The following is an 18,028-nucleotide window of genomic DNA, read 5'->3' as shown; positions in this document are numbered from 1 at the left end:
GGCTTGCAAGCATCGAGTCCAAACCCCATCCTKATCTACAGGCGCAATCATCCGGATGATGCAAACCGATGGGCGTGATCATCGCGTTGGCGGCCCTGCTGCTGGTGCTTTTCGGCGCCGCGACGATCTTCGTACGCGCCGACGCCGCCAGGATGGCGGACAATCTCAGAACCCTTGGACCTGCACTGCTGGGCCTGATCGGTGCGACGATGCTCGTGGTTGGCCGCAGCAGCTTCGGCGGCCTGCTCATGGTCGCAGCGGCAGGCTGGTATGCCTGGATGCGGGCCGGACGGCCGCCGGCGAAAGCGATCTCGGCCATGCGCTCGACCGTGCGTACTGCGGCTCTCGAAATTGACCTCGACCACGACAGCGGCAAGCTCGATGGGCTGGTTCTGGCCGRCCGCTATGAGGGTAAAATGCTGGGCACCATGGGCATCGCGGACCTGCAGCAACTTTATGCCGAGCTGCGCCCCGATCCGGAGAGCCGCCAGCTCTTAGAGACGTATCTTGACGGCCGTTTTCCCGTCTGGCGCGAGGACACGCAGCCTGACAGTGGCGAAGGGCTGGGTGTTGCGCCAGGTGCGGGCGCCATGACTAAGGAGGAGGCCTACAAGATCCTTGGTCTTGAAGCGGGGGCTGCCGCGGCGGATATCCGCAAGGCGCACCGCCGCCTGATGCAGCGCCTGAACGCCGATGTCGGCGGGACGTCTGTCCTGGCGGCGCGAATCAATGAAGCCAAGGACGTCTTGCTCTCCAATCACGACTAGTCTCCTTCGACGCAGAACCTTCCGGGGAGATTTCAAAAGCCGCCTATTGCTGGACGGCGTAGCACGAGATCTTCTTTCGCTTCAGGGCATCGCAGGCCTTCCAGGCCGCGTCCTTCGAGCCGAAGCCGCCGAAGCGGGCGCGGTAGTAGGTGACGCCTCCCTTGTCGAACGCGACCGTGAAGCCCTCGGCATCGGCGAGGATCTTCGGCGCCTGCTTGCTCGTCTTGTCGAGTAGAGCCTTGGCCCCCGACTGCGTGGGCGAGGAGGCGACCTGCACAGCCCATCCCGACGGCACCGACGCCGTCTTGACCGGATCGACGGTCGGCGCAGCCGCGGGAGTCTGTTCGGCATAGGCGGCAACCGTCTGGGATGTGGTTTCGGTCTGTGATGCGGTTTCTTGCGGAGCAGGCGCCGGAGCCATGGCGGCGACCGCAAGCGTCTTCACCTTCCTGACCTGGATCACCGGCTTGGTCTCCTCGGCGACAGGGGCGCTGTCGTCGGCCGACGCGACGGCGGTGTCATCGACGGCCGGCTTCTCGTCCGGGGTCGGCGCGTCTTGCTTCGGCAAGAAGACCTTCGCCAAGGTCTTGACCGGACCGTCGCCGCCGGCCTTGGCGATCAGGTTGCCGCCGCCGCGGGTCGAGGCGCGCGGCAGATAGGTGTTGATCAGCGAGGCCATCTGGTTGTCGCGGCTGCGGCCGGAAGCGCCGCCCATCACCACGGCGACAAGGCGGCGGTCGCCGTCGGCGACGGAGGAAACCAGGTTGTAACCGGAGGCGCGCGTGTAGCCGGTCTTGATGCCGTCGACACCCCTGATTCGGCCGAGCAGGCGATTGTGGCCGTTGATGCGTTGGCGGCCATAAAGGAATGAGCGCTGCGAGAAATAGCCGTAGTATTGCGGGAAATGCTCCCTGAGCGCGATGCCAAGCATGGCCATGTCATGTGCCGTGGTGAACTGGCCGGGATCGGGCAGGCCGTTGGCGTTGCGGAAGACGGTGCCGTTCATGCCGAGCTGGCGCGCCTTGGCCGTCATCATGCGGGCGAAATTGTCTTCGCTGCCGCCGAGCAGTTCGCCCAGCGCGGTCGCTGAGTCGTTGGCCGACTTCGTCACCATCGACAGGATCGCGGTCTCGACCGGCACCGAACCGCCGGCGCGCACGCCGAGCTTGGTYGGCGGCTCTGCCGCCGCATGGGCCGAAAACGGCACCGGCGTGTTCTTGCTGATCCTGCCTTTCGCCAGCGCCTCGAAGGTGAGGTAGAGCGTCATCATCTTGGTGAGCGAGGCGGGGTAGCGCCTGCCGTTGGCGTCGGCCGAATAGAGCACCTTGCCGGTCTTGGCGTCGACGACGATGGCCGCGGACTTGGCGGCAAGAGCCGTGGCGACGTCAGCGGCGACAATCGTCACCGCGAGCGCGGCGATCATGACTGCCTTGAAGGAGAATGAAGATTTGGAGACGAAGCCCGACAACGCCTGACGCACCGCAATTTACCCTGAATTCTTGTTGCCCCGGAGGCGGCCGAGGAGTGCCTGCCCCGCGTCCGGCCAAGCTATCGCGGTCAGCGTTACCAATCCGTTTATGGTAACCGCGGCGTTCACCAATTTCCRGCGATTTGAGCTTCTGTTTATTCGAATTTGAACCGTCGCAGCGCTTTCGAGACCCCTTGCCGTGCAAGGGAATCTTGACTTTTGTGCAATGCACAATATATTGAGGTGCATTGCACAAGGGCGCCCGGGGCTAATGGGCGTTTCAAACCAAGGGAAGTATGAAATGACCCAGACCTATGAGGACTTCACGAAATACGGCAAGGAGTTTGCCGACAGCGGGCTGAAGAGCTTCGCCTCGCTCACCAAGGGCGCGCAGGCGATCGCCACCGAGGCCGGCGAATACACCAAGAAGAGCTTCGAGGCCGGCAGCGCCGCCTTCGAGAAGCTGTTCTCCRCCAAGTCGATCGAGAAGGCCATCGAGATCCAGACCGACTACGCCAAGCAGAGCTACGAGAGCTTCGTGGCCGAGGCCAGCAAGATCGGCAACCTCTATGCCGAGCTCGCCAAGGAAGCCTACAAGCCGTTCGAATCGGTCGTCGCCAAGGCGAAGTAATTTCGTCCGGGCACGCCCGGCACGGCCAGCCGGCTTACAGAAAGGACCCGGTCGCGGAAGCGCGGCCGGGTTTTTTCATGCGCGGCCGCAACCGCCCGGGCCTTGCCGCATTCACGATTGAGAAAAACGCTGAAGTTTGGCCACCTAGCCATATTGTCAGCTAAACAGAAGGGCTTAAAATCGTTCATCGAAGACCTACATGTTGAACTCGCATGAGGATTCGAAAAGGCAGGACACGTGACGATCGGTTTGACTGCCACGGCAGGCGTGGTGCGAATGCAAGGTGACGGTGACCGAAACGACTCCGGTCGCGGCACAGCCGTCATTACGCGCACCAAAACCAAGACCAAGAAACCCAGCCTCTACAGGGTCCTCATTCTCAACGACGACTACACTCCAATGGAGTTCGTGGTTCACGTCCTGGAGCGCTTTTTCCAGAAGGACCGCGAGGCCGCCACACGCATCATGCTGCATGTTCACAATCATGGAGTGGGCGAGTGCGGGGTGTACACATTCGAGGTGRCCGAGACCAAAGTGTCTCAGRTCATGGATTTCGCCCGACAGAATCAGCATCCGCTGCAATGCGTGATGGAGAAGAAGTGAGGTAACATGCCGGCTTTCTCCCAAGGCCTGGAAAAGGCGCTACATCAGGCGCTGACATTCGCCAATGAACGACATCATGAATATGCAACGCTCGAGCACCTGCTGCTCGCGCTGATCGACGACACCGAGGCGGCCGCCGTCATGCGCGCCTGCAATGTCGATCTCGACGAGCTCAAGCACACCGTTCTGACCTATATTGACACCGAGCTTGACAACCTCGTCACCGGCTACGACGAGGATTCCAAGCCGACCGCCGGATTCCAGCGCGTCATCCAGCGCGCCGTCATCCATGTGCAGTCATCCGGCCGCGAGGAAGTGTCGGGTGCAAATGTGCTCGTCGCCATCTTCGCCGAGCRCGAGAGTCACGCCGCCTATTTCCTGCAGGAACAGCAGATGACCCGCTACGACGCGGTCAACTACATCTCGCACGGCATTGCCAAGCGCCCCGGTGCTTCGGAGACGCGCACGCCGCGCGGCGCCGAAGACGAGCAGGGCGGTCAGAACGGCGCCGAGCCGCAGGAGGACGGCGGCAAGAAGAAGCCGCAGGACGCGCTGTCGGCCTACTGCATCAACCTCAACAACAAAGCGCGGTCCGGCAAGATCGATCCGCTGATCGGCCGTGAGAGCGAGATCAACCGCACCATCCAGGTGCTGTGCCGCCGCTCCAAGAACAACCCGCTCTATGTTGGTGACCCCGGCGTCGGCAAGACGGCGATCGCCGAGGGCCTCGCCAAGCRCATCGTCGAAGGCGACGTTCCCGAGGTGCTGCAGGATGCCACCATCTTCGCGCTCGACATGGGCACGCTGTTGGCCGGCACCCGCTACCGCGGCGACTTCGAGGAGCGGCTGAAGCAGGTGGTCAAGGAACTCGAGGACTATCCCGGCGCGGTGCTGTTCATCGACGAGATCCATACCGTGATTGGGGCAGGGGCGACTTCCGGCGGCGCCATGGATGCGTCGAACCTCTTGAAGCCGGCGCTGTCGTCGGGTGCGATCCGCTGCATCGGCTCGACCACCTACAAGGAGTTCCGCCAGTTCTTCGAGAAGGACCGCGCGCTGGTGCGGCGCTTCCAGAAGATCGACGTCAACGAGCCGACCGTCGAGGACGCCATCGAGATCATGAAGGGCCTGAAGCCCTATTTCGAGGAGTTCCACAAGGTCCGCTATACGAGCGAAGCGATCAAGGCTTCGGTCGAGCTCTCGGCCCGCTACATCAGCGACCGCAAGCTGCCTGACAAGGCGATCGACGTGATCGACGAGACCGGCGCCTCGCAGATGCTGGTGCCGGAGAGCAAGCGCAAGAAGACGATCGGCATCAAAGAGATCGAGGCGACTATCGCCACGATGGCGCGCATCCCGCCGAAGACGGTTTCGGCCGACGACGAGAAGGTGCTGCAGGGCCTCGATGTCGAGCTGAAGCGCGTCGTCTACGGCCAGGACACCGCCATCACCGCGCYGACATCGGCGATCAAGCTGGCGCGGGCCGGCCTGCGCGAGCCGGAGAAGCCGATCGGCTCCTACCTGTTCTCGGGCCCGACCGGCGTCGGCAAGACCGAAGTCGCCAAGCAACTCGCGGCCTCGCTCGGCGTCGAGCTGATCCGCTTCGACATGTCGGAATACATGGAACGCCATACCGTATCGCGGCTGATCGGTGCGCCTCCCGGCTATGTCGGCTTCGACCAGGGCGGCCTGTTGACCGACGGTGTCGACCAGCATCCGCATTGCGTGCTGCTGCTCGACGAGGTCGAGAAGGCGCATCCGGACCTGTTCAACATCCTGTTGCAGGTGATGGACCACGGCAAGCTGACCGACCATAACGGCAAGCAGATCGACTTCCGCAATGTCATCCTGATCATGACGACCAATGCGGGCGCGTSTGACGCTCAGCGCGCGGCGATCGGCTTCGGCTCGACCAAGCGCGAGGGCGACGACGTCGAGGCGATCAACCGGCTGTTCACGCCGGAGTTCCGCAACCGTCTCGATGCGATCATCCCGTTCAGCTCGCTGCCGGTGCCAGTCATCCATCAGGTGGTGCAGAAGTTCGTCATGCAGCTGGAGGCCCAGCTCTCCGAGCGTGGCGTCACCTTCGACCTCGCACCCGAGGCGATCGCCTGGCTGGCCGACAAGGGCTATGACGAGCGCATGGGCGCACGTCCGCTCGGCCGCGTCATCCAGGAGCACATCAAGAAGCCGCTGGCTGACGAGGTGCTGTTCGGCAAGCTGAAGAAGGGCGGCACGGTGCGCGTCACCGTCGAGAAGAAGGAAACCGGCGAGACCGGCCTGAAGCTCGAGTCGCTCGCCGACGAAGCCCCGGTGAAGCCGAAGAAGGAAGAGCCGGAGGATGCGCCGAGGYCGCGGAAGGCGGCGAAAAAGCCGGCCGCCAAGAAGGCGGTGGGGCGGAAGCCGGAGCCGAAGGGCAAGGACGGCGGCAAGCGCAGCCTGGTGCCGCAACTGCCCCGCAAAGGCTGATCGGCCTGGAAGTCCAAAAAAGCCCCGGCAACGGGGCTTTTTTCATGACTTGCCGGTTGCGGAGCTCAAGCCAGGTCCTCGGGCCCGAAGCGGATCAGGAAATGGCCGCATGCCTTCCAGATCACGATCGACAAGAGCGCGCCCGCGTAGCCGTCCAGGGCATAGTGCCAGCCGAGCACGACCGAGCCGACCATAATTATGCCAGCGAATACCCACATCAGCATACCGACCAGCCAGGAGCGGCGCCTCGCGTAAAGGGCAAAAAGCACCGCGATCGCTACGTGCATGGAAGGGAAGGCGGATATTCCTATGCTGCCGCTGGTCGCACCGGTATAGCCGTTCCACAGCATGTCTTGCGTGCTGAGTGCCCAGATCGGATAGATGCGATCGGCGGCGGCAAGTGATTGCATAAGCGGGCGAAAGTCATCGCCGAGTCCCAGCCGCTCAAAGAAGCACGGCCCGGCCGACGACAGCCCCATCGCCAGGAAAAAGCCGCCAAGAGTCCACACCAGCATGAAGCTCATCAGGAACTGGTGACGCAGCTTCGTATCGTTGCGAGTGATGCAGGCAGTGAAAACCGTGGCGATGAGCACGACGAACCAGAAATTGTACGCGAGATTAAGCATTCTCAAGGCAACTGGCGACTGGACGATGAACCATAGCCATTCGTCAGGCGCGCGGCCGAAATGCAGGATGCGATCCGCGTCAGCCAGCGCCTCGTCCCATGCGAATGGGGAGAGGATTGCGATGGCTCCTTTCAGCACGCCGAAGGCAGATGTGAAGACGATGCTCGCGGCCAGGCCGTTCAGGCCGTTGGCAATGCGTTCGGCGTCGCCGAAGAAGTCGCCGAGCGATTTCAGGAAGGTGCCGAGCGGTTCGGGATCCCGCTTGACGAGTGCCAGGTGGAGAAAGACGCCAAGCGCAAAGACGCTGCCGCAGATCCAGAAAGCAATAAATAGATACTCAGTGTATTCGTCCAATACGCCGAAATCCGGCATGTYTCCGGTATGCATGCCGACCGCTGTAGCCAGAAGCAGCGCAGTTGCGGCCATTGCGTGCAGCAGCCTGTGCCGTCGAAAGGCATTCGCCAGGGCAATCAGAAAGACGCGTCCGACAGCCGTCCTCGCCAGGGGCGACTTCACAACCGAATTTTCCATGGTTTTTTTGAAACCCCGATCGCTCGCCGCCGCATTTTTAGTGCGAGATGGTTTGATATTTCCTAACCAGACAATTCGAGTGCAAACGATCGCACCCGGCGCGGCAACGCAACCGCCGGGGCTCGAAAAGACATCAGGCTGCGCGAAGGTTCTCGCGGTAAACTGAATCGGGCTTGTCAGTTCGAGGCTTTCGATCCGCCTGGTACGGTCGACGGACTTGCGGGTTTCAATTTCCCAGCGCCGCCCGGATCTTGTCGGCGTTTTCGGCCAGCACTTCCGGCTTCTCCATCTGACCGGAATGCGGCTTGAGCGGCACGCCGTCGAAACGTGGGATGACATGGACGTGGAGGTGGTAGACGCTCTGCCCGGAGGCCGGCTCGTTGAACTGCATCAGGGTGACGCCGTCGGCGTTGAAGGCCTTCTTAACAGCCACCGCCACTTTCTGTGCCACCGCAAACAGCGGACCGAAGGTTGCCGGATCGGCGTCGAGGATATTGCGCGACGGTGCCTTCGGCACCACCAGCGTGTGGCCGACGCCCTGCGGCATCGCATCCATGAAGGCAACGACCGCATCGTCTTCATAGACGCGATGCGAGGGGATTTCGCCGCGCAGGATTTTTGCGAAAATGTTGTTCGTGTCGTAGACGGTCATGGTCCCTCGCTGTTTTATGATCGACGATGTTTTGTCGCCGGAGGGGGCAGCGTCAAGATGGAGCGCCCATGAAGTGGATCATAGCAGGTTGGCTTTTGTTCATCGTGTCGGCGCTGTTCTTCATCGCCGCGGCATGGCGCGCGGGCGATCTGCTGACGCTTGCAGGCGGCATCTTCTTCCTGGTCGCATGCTTTTCGTTCCTTGTCCCGATCGCGGCTCGAAAGCCGCAATGATCGCAAGCTAGCGCGCTGCGGCCTATTCCTTGAGGTCCCTGCGGAACGGCGTGTGCTCTTCGAGATATTCGCCCATCCGCTCCACCTCGCGCCGCTCGCGGCGCAGATAGTCGGCCACCGCGTTGCGCAGGCCGGGATGGGCGATGTAATGCGCCGAATGCATGGTCACCGGCTGATAGCCGCGCGCCAGCTTGTGCTCGCCTTGCGCGCCTGCTTCCACCACCTTCAGCTTGCGCTCGATCGCGAAGTCGATGGCCTGGTGGTAGCAAACCTCGAAATGCAGGAAAGGATGATCCTCGATGCAGCCCCAGTTGCGGCCGTAGAGCGCGTCCGAGCCGATGAAGTTGATCGCACCCGCAATGTAGCGGCCGTTGCGCCTGGCCATCACCAGCAGGATGTCATCGGCCATGCGCTCGCCGATCAGCGAGAAGAACTGGCRGTTGAGGTATGGCCGGCCCCATTTGCGGCCGCCGGTATCCATGTAGAAGGCGAAGAAGTCGTCCCAGGCGCTTTCCGTGATATCCCTGCCGGTCAGCCAGTCGATGCTGATGCCGTCCGCCAGCGCCTCGCGCCGCTCCTTCTTCATCGCCTTGCGCTTGCGCGAGGCAAGCGTGGCGAGGAAATCGTCATAGCTGGAATAGCCTTCGTTGAAGAAATGGAACTGCTGGTCCGTGCGATGCAGGAAACCGGCCGCTTCYAGCGTTGCAATGTCCGGCTCAGCCGCGAAGGTGACATGCGCGGAAGACACGCCGAGCTTGTCGGTCACCATCTTCAGGCCGGCGGCTAGGCCGGCTTTGACGGAGGCGGTGYCCTCGCCCCTGCCGACCAGCAGGCGAGGGCCGGTGACCGGTGTGAACGGCACCGAACATTGCAGCTTGGGGTAATAGCGCCCGCCGGCGCGCTCGAACGCATCCGACCAGCCGTGATCGAAGACATATTCGCCCTGGCTGTGTGACTTGAGATAGCAGGGCACCGCACCCAGCAGCCTGCCCTGCGCCGTCTCGAGCCTCAGGTGATGGCCCTGCCAGCCGGTGCGCCGGACAGCGCAGCCGGAGTCCTCCAGCGCGCTCAGAAAAGCGAATGAAACGAGCGGGTTGTAGCCGCTTTCCTTATCATCACGCGTGGTTCCGGCGAAGCCGTTCCATTCATCGCAGGTGAACGCGCCTATGCCCGCCGCGACGCGGATCGCATACGCCGCGTTCGTTTCCCGTCCATCGTCGTTTTCACCCTGATCCATGGGGGCTTATTTAAGYGCAGGCAGGGCCGTCGCAAGTCACGTTTCGGACACCGCCTCAGGCGACCTTGACCAGATCGGGCTCAAAACCCTCGAACGTCATCTGGTCGGCATATTTGAAGGTGAGGTCGATCGCCGGCTGATCGTGCACCGTCCAGGTGATGACGGGCATCCTGAGCTTTTCGCGCACAAAGCTGACGAACGGGTTGGGCAGATCGCCGGCTGCGTAGGACGTGAAGGCGATGCCGTGCGCCAGCATGGCGAAATGCGCTTCGATCAGCTGATTGTCCTTGCCATAGGCGGTCAGCCCGCTCGGGATCCCTGGCGCATCCTTGGCGAAATCGCGGATCAGCCAGTGGTCGAACGACATGATCGCGACCTTGCCGTGGTAACGCCTGAGCAGTCTGCCGACGCTTGCCACCAGCCCTTCATCATGGCCAGGAACGCCCTTCAACTCGACCACCAGCGGCACCCGGCCGTCGATCAGGTCGAGCGCTTCCTGCAGCGTCGGCACATGGTCCTTGGTGCCGCCCACCTTGAGTGCCGTGAGTTCGGCCGCAGTGCGCTGCCAGACAAAGCCGTCCGAGCCGGTCAGCCGTTTCAGGTCGCCGTCATGAATGATGATCGGGACCCCGTCCGACGAAATATGGACGTCGCATTCGATCGCGTAGCCGCGCTCGGCCGCCGCCGCGAAGGCCGACAGCGTGTTCTCCCAGCGCGTCTTGTTCATGTCGTGAAAGCCGCGGTGCGCGACCGGGCGGGCAATCAGCCAGGAAAGATCGGTCATGTCAGGCTCGTCTACTCGACTTCGAAGATCGCTTCGATTTCCACCGCGGCATTGAGCGGCAGCGAGGCGGTGCCGACGGCGGAGCGGGCATGCTTGCCGCGTTCGCCGAGCACGGCGACCAGGAAATCGGAAGCGCCGTTGGCGACCAGATGCTGCTCGACGAAGTCCGGTGCCGAGGCGACGAAGACGGTAATCTTGACCAGCCGGCGGATCTTCTCGAGATCGCCGAGCGCCGCCTTGGCCTGCGCCAGGATGTTGATGGCGCAGAACTTCGCGCCCTCCTTGCCGGCGGCCGTATCGATGTCGCGCCCGAGCAGCCCGCTTGCCTGCAGCTTCCCGTCCTTCAGCGGCAACTGGCCGGCGGTGAACAGCGTGTTGCCGGTGCGGCAGTAGGGCACGTAGTTGGCGGCGGGGGCGGCGGCAGCCGGAAGGGTGACGCCGAGATCGCTTAGCCGCTTTTCGATTGTTTCGCTCATTGGATTTCCTTATTGCTGGAAGACGCCGCGTTGGTTGGGCCGAAATTGCTATTTTTGCCTCGCTTCCGCCACGACTTTTTTTAAGCTGGACCATGTTTCCCTGCGGCCTGCCATCGGTCGCGACGATCGGAGCACTTCATGCGCGTGACGCGCCTTTTCCTTTCCGCAGCCCTCCTGTCGGCGGCCGTCCCGATGGCTCCAGCCTACGCCGTGGCCGCGCTGCAGGCGCACCGCGCCGTCTACGATCTCACCCTCAACAAGGCCTCCGACCGCTCGGGCATCACCGGCATTTCCGGCCGGATGGTGTATGAGTTCAATGGCTCGGCCTGCGAGGGCTATACGGTGAAGTTCCGCTTCGTCACCCAGATCGTCACCAACGACAACACCCGACTGACAGACCAGCAGACGACGACATTCGAGGACGCCGAAGGCAAGACCTTCTCCTTCGTGACGAAATCCTTTGTCGACCAGAACCTGGACAAGGAAGTCAAGGGCGTGGCGACGAGGGAGCCGAAGGGCCTCAAGGTCGATATCGACAAGCCTGAGAAGAGCACGCTGGAACTTGCCGCCACGCAGTTTCCCACCCAGCACCTGGTCGAGCTGATCGGCAAGGCCGAAAAGGGCGAGAGCTTCTATCAGACCAATTTGTTCGACGGCTCAGAGGATGCCAACAAGGTGATGACGACCACCGTTGTCGTCGGCAAGCAGACCGTGGCCGACAAGTCGGACCCGGAAGCGCCTGCGCTCGCCAAGCTCGCCGCCGACAAATACTGGCCGGTCGACATCGCCTATTTCGACGATACCGATAAAAGCGGCGAGGAGGTGCCGGAATACCGGATCAGCTTCAAGCTGCATGAGAACGGCATTACGCGCGACCTCGTCATGGACTATGGCGACTTCTCGATGACCGGCAAGCTGGTGAACCTGTCGCTGTTCGACCAGGCCAAGCCTTGCCCGGCTTCGAAGAAATAGCGACGTGTTAACCAAGACGCCGCCCGCCCACACGGCCTGACTTGAAGGCGCCGCAATCCGGTTCCAACCTTCCCCAAGGGCGTTTCGGGGGAGACAGCTTGGGCAGGATCGACGTGTTCGTGGCGCCGCGACCAAATCCGGYGCTGATCAGGGCGATGACGGTCGTTAACCGCGTCGTCATGCTGCATGGGGTTCCCGGGTTCCGCGACCTGCTGCCGTTCAACCGGTTGGCCGGCCTGCGCGGCGTTGCCAATGTCCGCCACTTGGATTTTCCTGCCGCCGACCAGCAAAGGCTGGAGGCCTGCTGTGGAGCCGGACAGGCGACATTGATCACGCCCAACCATCCGGAATTCTTCACCGACTGGATGATCGACAAGGAGGTCGTCTCGCGCGTCAGCCCGCTCGCCGCTTCATGGGCGACGCATGGCGTCGTCAACGGCCTCGGCAGGCTGATGCAGAAATTCTGGCTGGCCAACAATCTGATCGCGCAGATCCCCGGCAACAGCGAGGCCGCCAAGGCGCATTCGGTGGACTGGGCGCTCAAGGGGCATGGCGTGCTGCTCCACCCGGAAGGCGGCGTCGGCTGGCATAGCAATCATGTCGGGCCGTTGCTTCCCGGTGCGGTGGAGATGGGGTTCGAGGCGCTGAAGCGCGGCCGCGAAACGAACGGGGATTTCAAGGCCTGGGTTGCTCCGGTTGTCTGGAAGCTCGCCTTCACCGGCAATGTCGAACGGCCGCTCGCCAGGGAATGCGCCTATGTGGAAAAAAGCCTGAGGATTGGCGATCCTCGCGATCGTTCGCTTCCGGATCGCGTCTACCGCATCTATTYGGCCCTGCTGTCCCGGGACGAGCAGGCCTGCGGCCTGACGGCGGAGGAGGGCGCGTCCTATGCTGTTCGCCAGCAACRCGCGCTCAACGAGCTTGGCCGGCGGCTTGCCGAAGACCTCGCAGCCGAGACCGGTCTCGACCTGCCCGAACTGCTGCGGCGCTCGCGCCGCTGGCTGCGCGAAGGCAATGCGGACGGCGAAACRCAGAAGCGGGTGCGAAAACGGGTGGAAACGATCCAGCGCATCCAGCGCGTCGGCCCCTGGGCCTTCGCCAAGCAAACGATCACGCAGGAGGAGATCGCCGAGCATCTGAAGCGCATCCGCAACGACTATTGCAAAAGCACGTTGCGCGACACGATCAACCGCTTCATCCCGCAACCCGCGGGGCCGCGCTGCGCTCATATCCGCGTGCCCGAGCCGCTGGCGCTGCATGCCTATGAAGGTTCGGTCGACGGGGCGCTCGCCGAGCTGCGCTCACGTATGCAGGAAGCCGTGACCAGGATCGTCACCGAGCGCGAAGCCGCCGGCGGCTTCATTTCCTATCCGAATCCCTTCTATCATCGCTGACTTGAGGTTGCCCCGGTGATTGTGGGCGGGGCTGGCCATGTCGGTTGGAGTGCGGCAAGTTCGATGGCTGTCTATGTCGATGCGGCGATCTGGAAATGGGCCGGCCATCGCTGGTGCCATCTGCTCGCCGACGACACCGAAGAACTGCACCGTTTCGCGGCCGAGCTCGGCATCAAGCGCTCCTCCTATCAGGGGCCGCCGAAGACTTCGGCGCCGCATTACGATATTACCGGCTTCGAGCGCGACCGCGCCGTGCGGCTCGGCGCGGTCGAATGCAGCCGCGAGGAGATCGTGGCGGTCTTCCGCCGCGTTCGGGTGCCTAACGGCAAGCTAAAACGCTGAAACTGCGCGGATCGCCGCAGGCGGAAGCGTTTTCCGGCAGCCGGCTTGCCTTTAGGGCGCTTCCCCTCTATATGCGCGCTCATTCCACACACGGACTTTGGTGTCTGTCCGGGAGAAATCCGGCTGAAACCTCCGGTGGCGTTCGAGGACATCCGTCCGAAAATGCCTGCGTCCGTGGAGGCCAACCGGAAAGGAACTAAGAATGGCTCTGCCTGATTTCAGCATGCGCCAGCTTTTGGAAGCTGGTGTTCACTTCGGCCACCAGACCCACCGCTGGAACCCGAAGATGGCGCCCTACATCTACGGCGCTCGCAACAACATCCACATCATCGATCTGTCGCAGACCGTGCCGTTGCTCCACCAGGCTCTGAAGCAGGTGTCCGACGTCGTCGCCAAGGGCGGCCGCGTGCTGTTCGTCGGTACCAAGCGCCAGGCCTCGGACATTGTCGCCGACGCGGCGCAGCGTTCGGCCCAATACTATGTCAACTCGCGTTGGCTGGGCGGCATGCTGACCAACTGGAAGACGATCTCGAACTCGATTCAGCGCCTGCGCAAGCTCGACGAGACGCTCGCCGGCGAGGCCCAGGGCCTCACCAAGAAGGAGCGCCTCAACCTCGACCGCGAGCGCGAGAAGCTCAACAAGGCACTGGGCGGCATCAAGGACATGGGCTCGACGCCGGACCTGATGTTCGTCATCGACACCAACAAGGAAGCGATCGCCATCCTCGAGGCCAAGCGCCTCGGCATTCCGGTCGTCGCCATCATCGATTCGAACTGCGACCCGGACAAGATCGACTTCCCGATCCCCGGCAATGACGACGCGGCCCGCGCCATCCAGCTCTATTGCGATCTTGTCGCCAAGGCTGCGATCGACGGTATCGCCCGCCAGCAGGGCGCGCTCGGCATGGATATCGGCGCGGCTGCCGAGGCTCCGGTCGAGCCGGCGCTCGACACCCCGGCTGCCGAGGCTCCGGAAGCTTGAGAAGCGAAGGCCGGTTTCGGCCTTCATCTTTCCAATAAGTTGGCGCGCTAAAGCGCTTTTGCCGGGCGCATCATCGGATTCGATGGTGCGTCGGCGCATTTGAAACAAAGAGGCGACAATGAGCATTTCGGCTGCACAGGTCAAAGAACTCCGCGACTTGACCGGCGCGGGCATGATGGACTGCAAGGCGGCGTTGAACGAAACCAACGGCGACATGGAAGCGGCCGTCGACTGGCTGCGCAAGAAGGGCATCTCCAAGGCCGACAAGAAGGCCGGCCGCACAGCGGCGGAGGGCCTGATCGGGGTCGATTCCGGTGTCCGCGAGGCAGCCGTCGTCGAGGTCAATTCCGAGACCGACTTCGTCGCGCGCAATGCCGCCTTCCAGGAGATCGTCGCCAAGGTCGCCAAGGTTGCGCTCGCCTACGGCACGAGCGAGGCGGTGGCCGCAGCCAACTACCCGGGCTCCGACAAGTCGGTCACCGACACCATCAAGGACGCCGTCGGCACCATCGGCGAGAACATGGGCTTCCGCCGTTCGGCCAAGCTCACTGTGCCGCATGGCGCGGTTGCGACCTATGTCCACAATGCCGTCGCCGATGGCCTCGGCAAGCTCGGCGTGCTGGTCGCGATCGAAACCACCGGCAACGAGCATGCCGCGAATGCTTTCGGCCGCCAGGTCGCCATGCATGTCGCGGCGACCAACCCCGTCGCGCTGACCGCCGAGGAAGTCGACCCGGCGCTGGTCGAGCGCGAGAAGGCGATCTTCTCCGACCAGGCGCGCCAGTCCGGCAAGCCGGAGGCGATCATCGAGAAGATGGTCGAAGGGCGGCTGCGCAAGTTCTATGAGGAAGTGGTGCTTCTGAAGCAGGCCTTCGTGCTCAATCCCGACATCACCGTCGAGAAGGCTCTGAAGGATGCCGAGAAGGAGATCGGCGCTCCGGCCAAGATCAGCGCCTACCTGCGCTTCGCGCTCGGCGAAGGCATCGAAAAAGAAACGACCGATTTCGCGGCGGAAGTCGCGGCCGCGGTCAAGAAATAGCCCAAAGCAAAGGTAAGGCTAGAGAGCTCAGGCAACTCGGCCGGGTGTCCGCATGGATGCCCGGCCGATTTCTTGCGCGGTATCGATAAAGGCCCGCAGCTTCGGCGCCATCGACGCCCGGCGCGGGAAGTGGAGGAAGAGGCCAGGCTCCTCTATCGCCGTCTTCGGCAGGATTTGGACGAGGCGACCGGCGGCAAGATCGGCGCGCACCAGCGGCTCGAAAACATAGGCGAGTCCGACCCCTGCAAGCGCAAGATCGATCGCTGCCAACGAATCTGTGACGACCGCCGTGCCGTGCGTCTCGACCACGACATCCTTGCCGTCTTCGTTCAAATCCCAGCGATAGAGCCCGCCCGAGCGGACGAGCCGGTAGCCGATGCAGTTGTGGTTGGCGAGGTCGGCCACGTCGCGCGGGCGGCCGTGCTTTCCGATATAGCCAGGCGAAGCGACGATCACCGCCTTGAAGGGCGACGTGAGCCGCACGGCGACCATATCCTGCGCGATCATCTCGCCCAGCCTGATGCCGGCATCAAACCCCTCTCCGACGATATCGACCAGGGCCTGGTCGGCGAAAACCTCGACCGTCACGTCCGGGTAGCGCTCGGCCATCGCCGCAACCACCGGCGTCACCGCCAGGGGGATCGCGATGTTGGAGGCATTGATCCTGAGCAGGCCTGAGGGCCTGCCCTTGACGCCGCGGATGCGGTCCATGCGCTCCATGATGTCCTGGAGGGCAGGGGCCGCCGTCTCCACCAATGCCTTCCCGGCTTCGGTCAGCGAAACGCTGCGCGTCGTGCGCGCAAACAGCGGCTGGCCGATGCGCTCCTCGACCAGCCGCACCGCGTGGCTGACCGCAGACGGGCTCATGCCGAGTTCGGCCGCGGCAAGCGCAAAGCCGCCACGACGAGCCACGGCAACGATGACAGGGAGATGGGTGAGCAGGTCGCGGTCCATTCATGAACGATATCGCATGGTCCTTGCAAATAATGCAATCTTATCGATGTCGGCGTCCTGCTCCACATTGTCTCCAACACATCGGCGGTGGGGCTGATGAAACAGGAGACAGACATGAACGCGTTGAAGCACGTTACCTTCGCTGCAGGATTGGCACTGGCGCCGGTCGATGCCGGCGGCGCTRAGCGAGCGGATTGGAAGGCGCTCGCCGATGAGCGCGCCGTCATCCGCATTGCAGACGCCATCGACCGCGCCGTCGATGCGCAGGACTGGAAGCTGGCCCGCAGCTATTTCGCCGACCGCGTCGCCGTCGACTTCAGCAGTCTTTCCGGACAGCCGCCCGCGACCATCGCCTCCGACGACCTGATCGGCACCTGGGCGGCGAATCTCAAGGGAAGCAAGACGAGCCTCCACCTGCGCACCAACCATCATGTCGTTATCGAAGCCGATGCGACGGTCAGTTCCAACGGCTATGCCTGGAACCGGATGGAAGGCAATGGCGACCCGCTCTGGGAAGTCTGGGGCACCTATGAGCACCACCTTATCCGCTCCGGCGCCGGCTGGAAGGTCGACGGCTTCATCTTCCGCATGACGCATGAGCGCGGCAATCCGTGGGTCAAGATGACCCCGGGCCAATAAGCAGACAGGATCGGAGACCATCATGACCATGAACTACTACACGCTCGGCAACAGCGGCCTGCGCGTCAGCCGGCTGGCACTCGGCACCATGACCTTCGGCACCGAATGGGGCTGGGGCGCGGACAGGGATACCGCCCGCGCCATGTTCGATGCGTATGTCGAGGCCGGCGGCAATTTCTTCGACACCGCCGACCTCTACACCGGCGGCACGGCCGAGACCTGGCTCGGCGAGTTCGTCGCCGAGCGGGGCTTGCGCGACAAGGCGGTGATCGCCACCAAATTCACGATGAACAAGGAGCCCGGCAATCCGAATGCCGGCGGCAATGGCCGCAAGAACATCATGCGCGCCGTCGACGCTTCGCTGAAACGGCTCGGTACCGACTATATCGACCTCTATCTCATGCATGTGTGGGACAGGCTGACGCCGGCCGAGGAGGTGCTGCGCACGCTGGACGACCTGGTGCGTGCGGGCAAGGTGCGCCATATCGGCCTCTCCGACGTGCCGGCCTGGTATGCAGGGCGGGCGCAGGCGATCACGGAACTGCGCGGCTATGAGCCGGTCTCGGCCCTGCAGCTCGAATATTCGCTGGCCGAACGCTCGATCGAGCATGAATTCGTGCCTTTCGCCACACGTCACGGCGCCGGCATCATGGTGTGGAGCCCGCTGGCCAGCGGCCTGCTCAGCGGCAAATACCGTCCGACGCAAGCCGGCAATGCCGGAAGGCTCGACGGTTTCCGCAAGACCACGCATCCGGGCTTCCAGAAATTCAGCGACCGCAACTGGGCCATCGTAGCGGAGCTCGAAAAGGTGGCCGCCGAACTCGGGCGCAGCATGGCCCAGGTTGCGCTCAACTGGGCGGCGACGCAGCCCGGTGTCGCCAGTGTCATCCTCGGCGCGACGAAGCTTGCCCAGTTGCAGGACAATCTCGCGGCTCTCGACTTTTCGATTCCGCCCGAGCTTCGCAAGCGGCTCGATTCGGCAAGCAGCGCGCCGGCGCCGTTCCCGCATTGCTTTTTTGGACCCGAGATCCAGGTCAGGGTGACCGGCGGTGTCGTGACCGGCGACAAGCCGTCCGGCTATTCGCCGCCGGTCCTGGTCGAAGGCGAGGCGGTGAGCATCAGCAGCAACTGATAGGTTGCGCCGCGTTGGCGGGTAATTATGCAGGGCGTTGCGAATCGCGCGGCGCCCCGCACCGTCTTGCTATGAGCCCGCTCAATCGGCGGCGGCA

19 protein-coding genes are annotated in these 18,028 nt (G+C 63.2%); 12 read left to right on the top strand and 7 right to left on the bottom strand.

Annotation, left to right across the window (positions count from 1 at the left end; translation table 11 throughout):
- Window positions 1-68: 68 nt before the first annotated feature.
- Window positions 69-767 (top strand): molecular chaperone DnaJ, encoded by a 699-nt coding sequence (locus ORS3428_RS15680; protein ID WP_071099148.1) that lies wholly within the window; start codon window positions 69-71, stop codon window positions 765-767.
- A 43-nt stretch (window positions 768-810) separates the two neighbouring features.
- Here ORS3428_RS15680 and ORS3428_RS15675 read toward each other — a convergent pair whose 3' ends face one another.
- Window positions 811-2,247 (bottom strand): D-alanyl-D-alanine carboxypeptidase, encoded by a 1,437-nt coding sequence (locus ORS3428_RS15675; RefSeq protein ID WP_071099147.1) that lies wholly within the window; start codon window positions 2,245-2,247, stop codon window positions 811-813.
- Between the two features lie 289 nt (window positions 2,248-2,536).
- On the opposite strand from ORS3428_RS15675, the gene ORS3428_RS15670 reads away from it, so the two are divergent.
- The 3 genes from ORS3428_RS15670 to clpA all read left to right on the top strand — a co-directional run bounded on the left by ORS3428_RS15670 (window position 2,537) and on the right by clpA (window position 5,938).
- Window positions 2,537-2,866: a phasin family protein gene (locus tag ORS3428_RS15670; RefSeq protein ID WP_071099146.1), complete on the top strand. Its 330-nt coding sequence runs from the start codon at window positions 2,537-2,539 to the stop codon at window positions 2,864-2,866.
- Window positions 2,867-3,142: 276 nt separating this feature from the next.
- Entirely contained in the window at window positions 3,143-3,469 is a 327-nt protein-coding gene (gene clpS / locus ORS3428_RS15665) for an ATP-dependent Clp protease adapter ClpS (protein WP_071099145.1), read from the top strand.
- A gap of 6 nt (window positions 3,470-3,475) precedes the next feature.
- Window positions 3,476-5,938, top strand: coding sequence for an ATP-dependent Clp protease ATP-binding subunit ClpA (gene clpA, locus ORS3428_RS15660; RefSeq protein ID WP_071099144.1), 2,463 nt, complete (start codon window positions 3,476-3,478; stop codon window positions 5,936-5,938).
- 65 nt (window positions 5,939-6,003) lie between these two features.
- Here the strand turns inward: clpA and ORS3428_RS15655 are convergent, their stop codons facing one another.
- Both ORS3428_RS15655 and ORS3428_RS15650 read right to left on the bottom strand, forming a co-directional pair.
- Window positions 6,004-6,990 carry a phosphatase PAP2 family protein gene (locus ORS3428_RS15655; RefSeq protein ID WP_244507969.1) on the bottom strand — a complete coding sequence of 329 codons (987 nt, stop codon included), beginning with the start codon at window positions 6,988-6,990 and terminating at the stop codon, window positions 6,004-6,006.
- 331 nt (window positions 6,991-7,321) lie between these two features.
- Window positions 7,322-7,747, bottom strand: coding sequence for an HIT family protein (locus ORS3428_RS15650; protein ID WP_071099143.1), 426 nt, complete (start codon window positions 7,745-7,747; stop codon window positions 7,322-7,324).
- Window positions 7,748-7,815: 68 nt separating this feature from the next.
- Between ORS3428_RS15650 and ORS3428_RS32480 the strand changes: the two genes are divergently transcribed.
- Window positions 7,816-7,980 (top strand): cytochrome oxidase subunit III, encoded by a 165-nt coding sequence (locus ORS3428_RS32480; RefSeq protein ID WP_108723073.1) that lies wholly within the window; start codon window positions 7,816-7,818, stop codon window positions 7,978-7,980.
- 22 nt (window positions 7,981-8,002) lie between these two features.
- On the opposite strand, the gene ORS3428_RS15645 is transcribed toward ORS3428_RS32480, so the two are convergent.
- From ORS3428_RS15645 to ORS3428_RS15635, 3 genes are read right to left on the bottom strand one after another with little or no spacing between them, the layout of a single operon-like run.
- On the bottom strand, window positions 8,003-9,217 hold the full coding sequence (locus ORS3428_RS15645; protein ID WP_071099142.1) for a GNAT family N-acetyltransferase: 1,215 nt from the start codon (window positions 9,215-9,217) through the stop codon (window positions 8,003-8,005).
- A gap of 55 nt (window positions 9,218-9,272) precedes the next feature.
- Window positions 9,273-10,001 carry a glycerophosphodiester phosphodiesterase gene (locus ORS3428_RS15640; protein WP_071099141.1) on the bottom strand — a complete coding sequence of 243 codons (729 nt, stop codon included), beginning with the start codon at window positions 9,999-10,001 and terminating at the stop codon, window positions 9,273-9,275.
- 11 nt (window positions 10,002-10,012) lie between these two features.
- Complete coding sequence (locus ORS3428_RS15635) at window positions 10,013-10,477, bottom strand: RidA family protein (RefSeq protein WP_071099140.1); 465 nt, start codon at window positions 10,475-10,477, stop codon at window positions 10,013-10,015.
- Between the two features lie 138 nt (window positions 10,478-10,615).
- Here ORS3428_RS15635 and ORS3428_RS15630 point away from each other — a divergent pair, with 138 nt between their 5' ends.
- The 5 genes from ORS3428_RS15630 (at window position 10,616) to tsf (ending at window position 15,206) form a co-directional block, all read left to right on the top strand.
- Window positions 10,616-11,449: a cell envelope integrity EipB family protein gene (locus tag ORS3428_RS15630; protein ID WP_071099139.1), complete on the top strand. Its 834-nt coding sequence runs from the start codon at window positions 10,616-10,618 to the stop codon at window positions 11,447-11,449.
- 98 nt (window positions 11,450-11,547) lie between these two features.
- Window positions 11,548-12,843: a hypothetical protein gene (locus ORS3428_RS15625; RefSeq protein WP_071099138.1), complete on the top strand. Its 1,296-nt coding sequence runs from the start codon at window positions 11,548-11,550 to the stop codon at window positions 12,841-12,843.
- A gap of 63 nt (window positions 12,844-12,906) precedes the next feature.
- A complete protein-coding gene (locus ORS3428_RS15620; RefSeq protein ID WP_071099137.1) occupies window positions 12,907-13,185 on the top strand; it encodes a DUF4031 domain-containing protein in 279 nt (92 codons plus the stop codon).
- 202 nt (window positions 13,186-13,387) lie between these two features.
- Window positions 13,388-14,167 carry a 30S ribosomal protein S2 gene (rpsB, locus tag ORS3428_RS15615; RefSeq protein WP_071099136.1) on the top strand — a complete coding sequence of 260 codons (780 nt, stop codon included), beginning with the start codon at window positions 13,388-13,390 and terminating at the stop codon, window positions 14,165-14,167.
- 118 nt (window positions 14,168-14,285) lie between these two features.
- Window positions 14,286-15,206, top strand: a complete 921-nt coding sequence (tsf, locus tag ORS3428_RS15610; RefSeq protein WP_071099135.1) for a translation elongation factor Ts — start codon at window positions 14,286-14,288, stop codon at window positions 15,204-15,206.
- A gap of 27 nt (window positions 15,207-15,233) precedes the next feature.
- On the opposite strand, the gene ORS3428_RS15605 is transcribed toward tsf, so the two are convergent.
- Window positions 15,234-16,160 carry a LysR family transcriptional regulator gene (locus ORS3428_RS15605; RefSeq protein WP_071099134.1) on the bottom strand — a complete coding sequence of 309 codons (927 nt, stop codon included), beginning with the start codon at window positions 16,158-16,160 and terminating at the stop codon, window positions 15,234-15,236.
- Window positions 16,161-16,274: 114 nt separating this feature from the next.
- Between ORS3428_RS15605 and ORS3428_RS15600 the strand changes: the two genes are divergently transcribed.
- Both ORS3428_RS15600 and ORS3428_RS15595 read left to right on the top strand, forming a co-directional pair.
- A complete protein-coding gene (locus ORS3428_RS15600; protein WP_071099293.1) occupies window positions 16,275-16,799 on the top strand; it encodes a nuclear transport factor 2 family protein in 525 nt (174 codons plus the stop codon).
- Between the two features lie 22 nt (window positions 16,800-16,821).
- Complete coding sequence (locus ORS3428_RS15595) at window positions 16,822-17,931, top strand: aldo/keto reductase (protein ID WP_071099133.1); 1,110 nt, start codon at window positions 16,822-16,824, stop codon at window positions 17,929-17,931.
- Window positions 17,932-18,028 lie beyond the last annotated feature (97 nt).

It is taken from the genome of Mesorhizobium sp. ORS 3428, assembly GCF_001854785.1.
Classification (GTDB): Bacteria; Pseudomonadota; Alphaproteobacteria; order Rhizobiales; family Rhizobiaceae; genus Mesorhizobium.
This window is presented reverse-complemented; position numbering and strand designations above follow the sequence as displayed.

What these genes read in the sequence shown, in the direction of transcription:
- ORS3428_RS15635 (WP_071099140.1), bottom strand. Translation starts at nt 10,477, where the DNA reads ATGAGCGAAACAATCGAAAAGCGGCTAAGCGATCTCGGCGTCACCCTT.
- ORS3428_RS15630 (WP_071099139.1), top strand. Translation starts at nt 10,616, where the DNA reads ATGCGCGTGACGCGCCTTTTCCTTTCCGCAGCCCTCCTGTCGGCGGCC.
- ORS3428_RS32480 (WP_108723073.1), top strand. Translation starts at nt 7,816, where the DNA reads ATGAAGTGGATCATAGCAGGTTGGCTTTTGTTCATCGTGTCGGCGCTG.
- ORS3428_RS15595 (WP_071099133.1), top strand. Translation starts at nt 16,822, where the DNA reads ATGACCATGAACTACTACACGCTCGGCAACAGCGGCCTGCGCGTCAGC.
- ORS3428_RS15605 (WP_071099134.1), bottom strand. Translation starts at nt 16,160, where the DNA reads ATGGACCGCGACCTGCTCACCCATCTCCCTGTCATCGTTGCCGTGGCT.
- ORS3428_RS15620 (WP_071099137.1), top strand. Translation starts at nt 12,907, where the DNA reads ATGGCTGTCTATGTCGATGCGGCGATCTGGAAATGGGCCGGCCATCGC.
- ORS3428_RS15650 (WP_071099143.1), bottom strand. Translation starts at nt 7,747, where the DNA reads ATGACCGTCTACGACACGAACAACATTTTCGCAAAAATCCTGCGCGGC.
- rpsB (WP_071099136.1), top strand. Translation starts at nt 13,388, where the DNA reads ATGGCTCTGCCTGATTTCAGCATGCGCCAGCTTTTGGAAGCTGGTGTT.
- ORS3428_RS15640 (WP_071099141.1), bottom strand. Translation starts at nt 10,001, where the DNA reads ATGACCGATCTTTCCTGGCTGATTGCCCGCCCGGTCGCGCACCGCGGC.
- tsf (WP_071099135.1), top strand. Translation starts at nt 14,286, where the DNA reads ATGAGCATTTCGGCTGCACAGGTCAAAGAACTCCGCGACTTGACCGGC.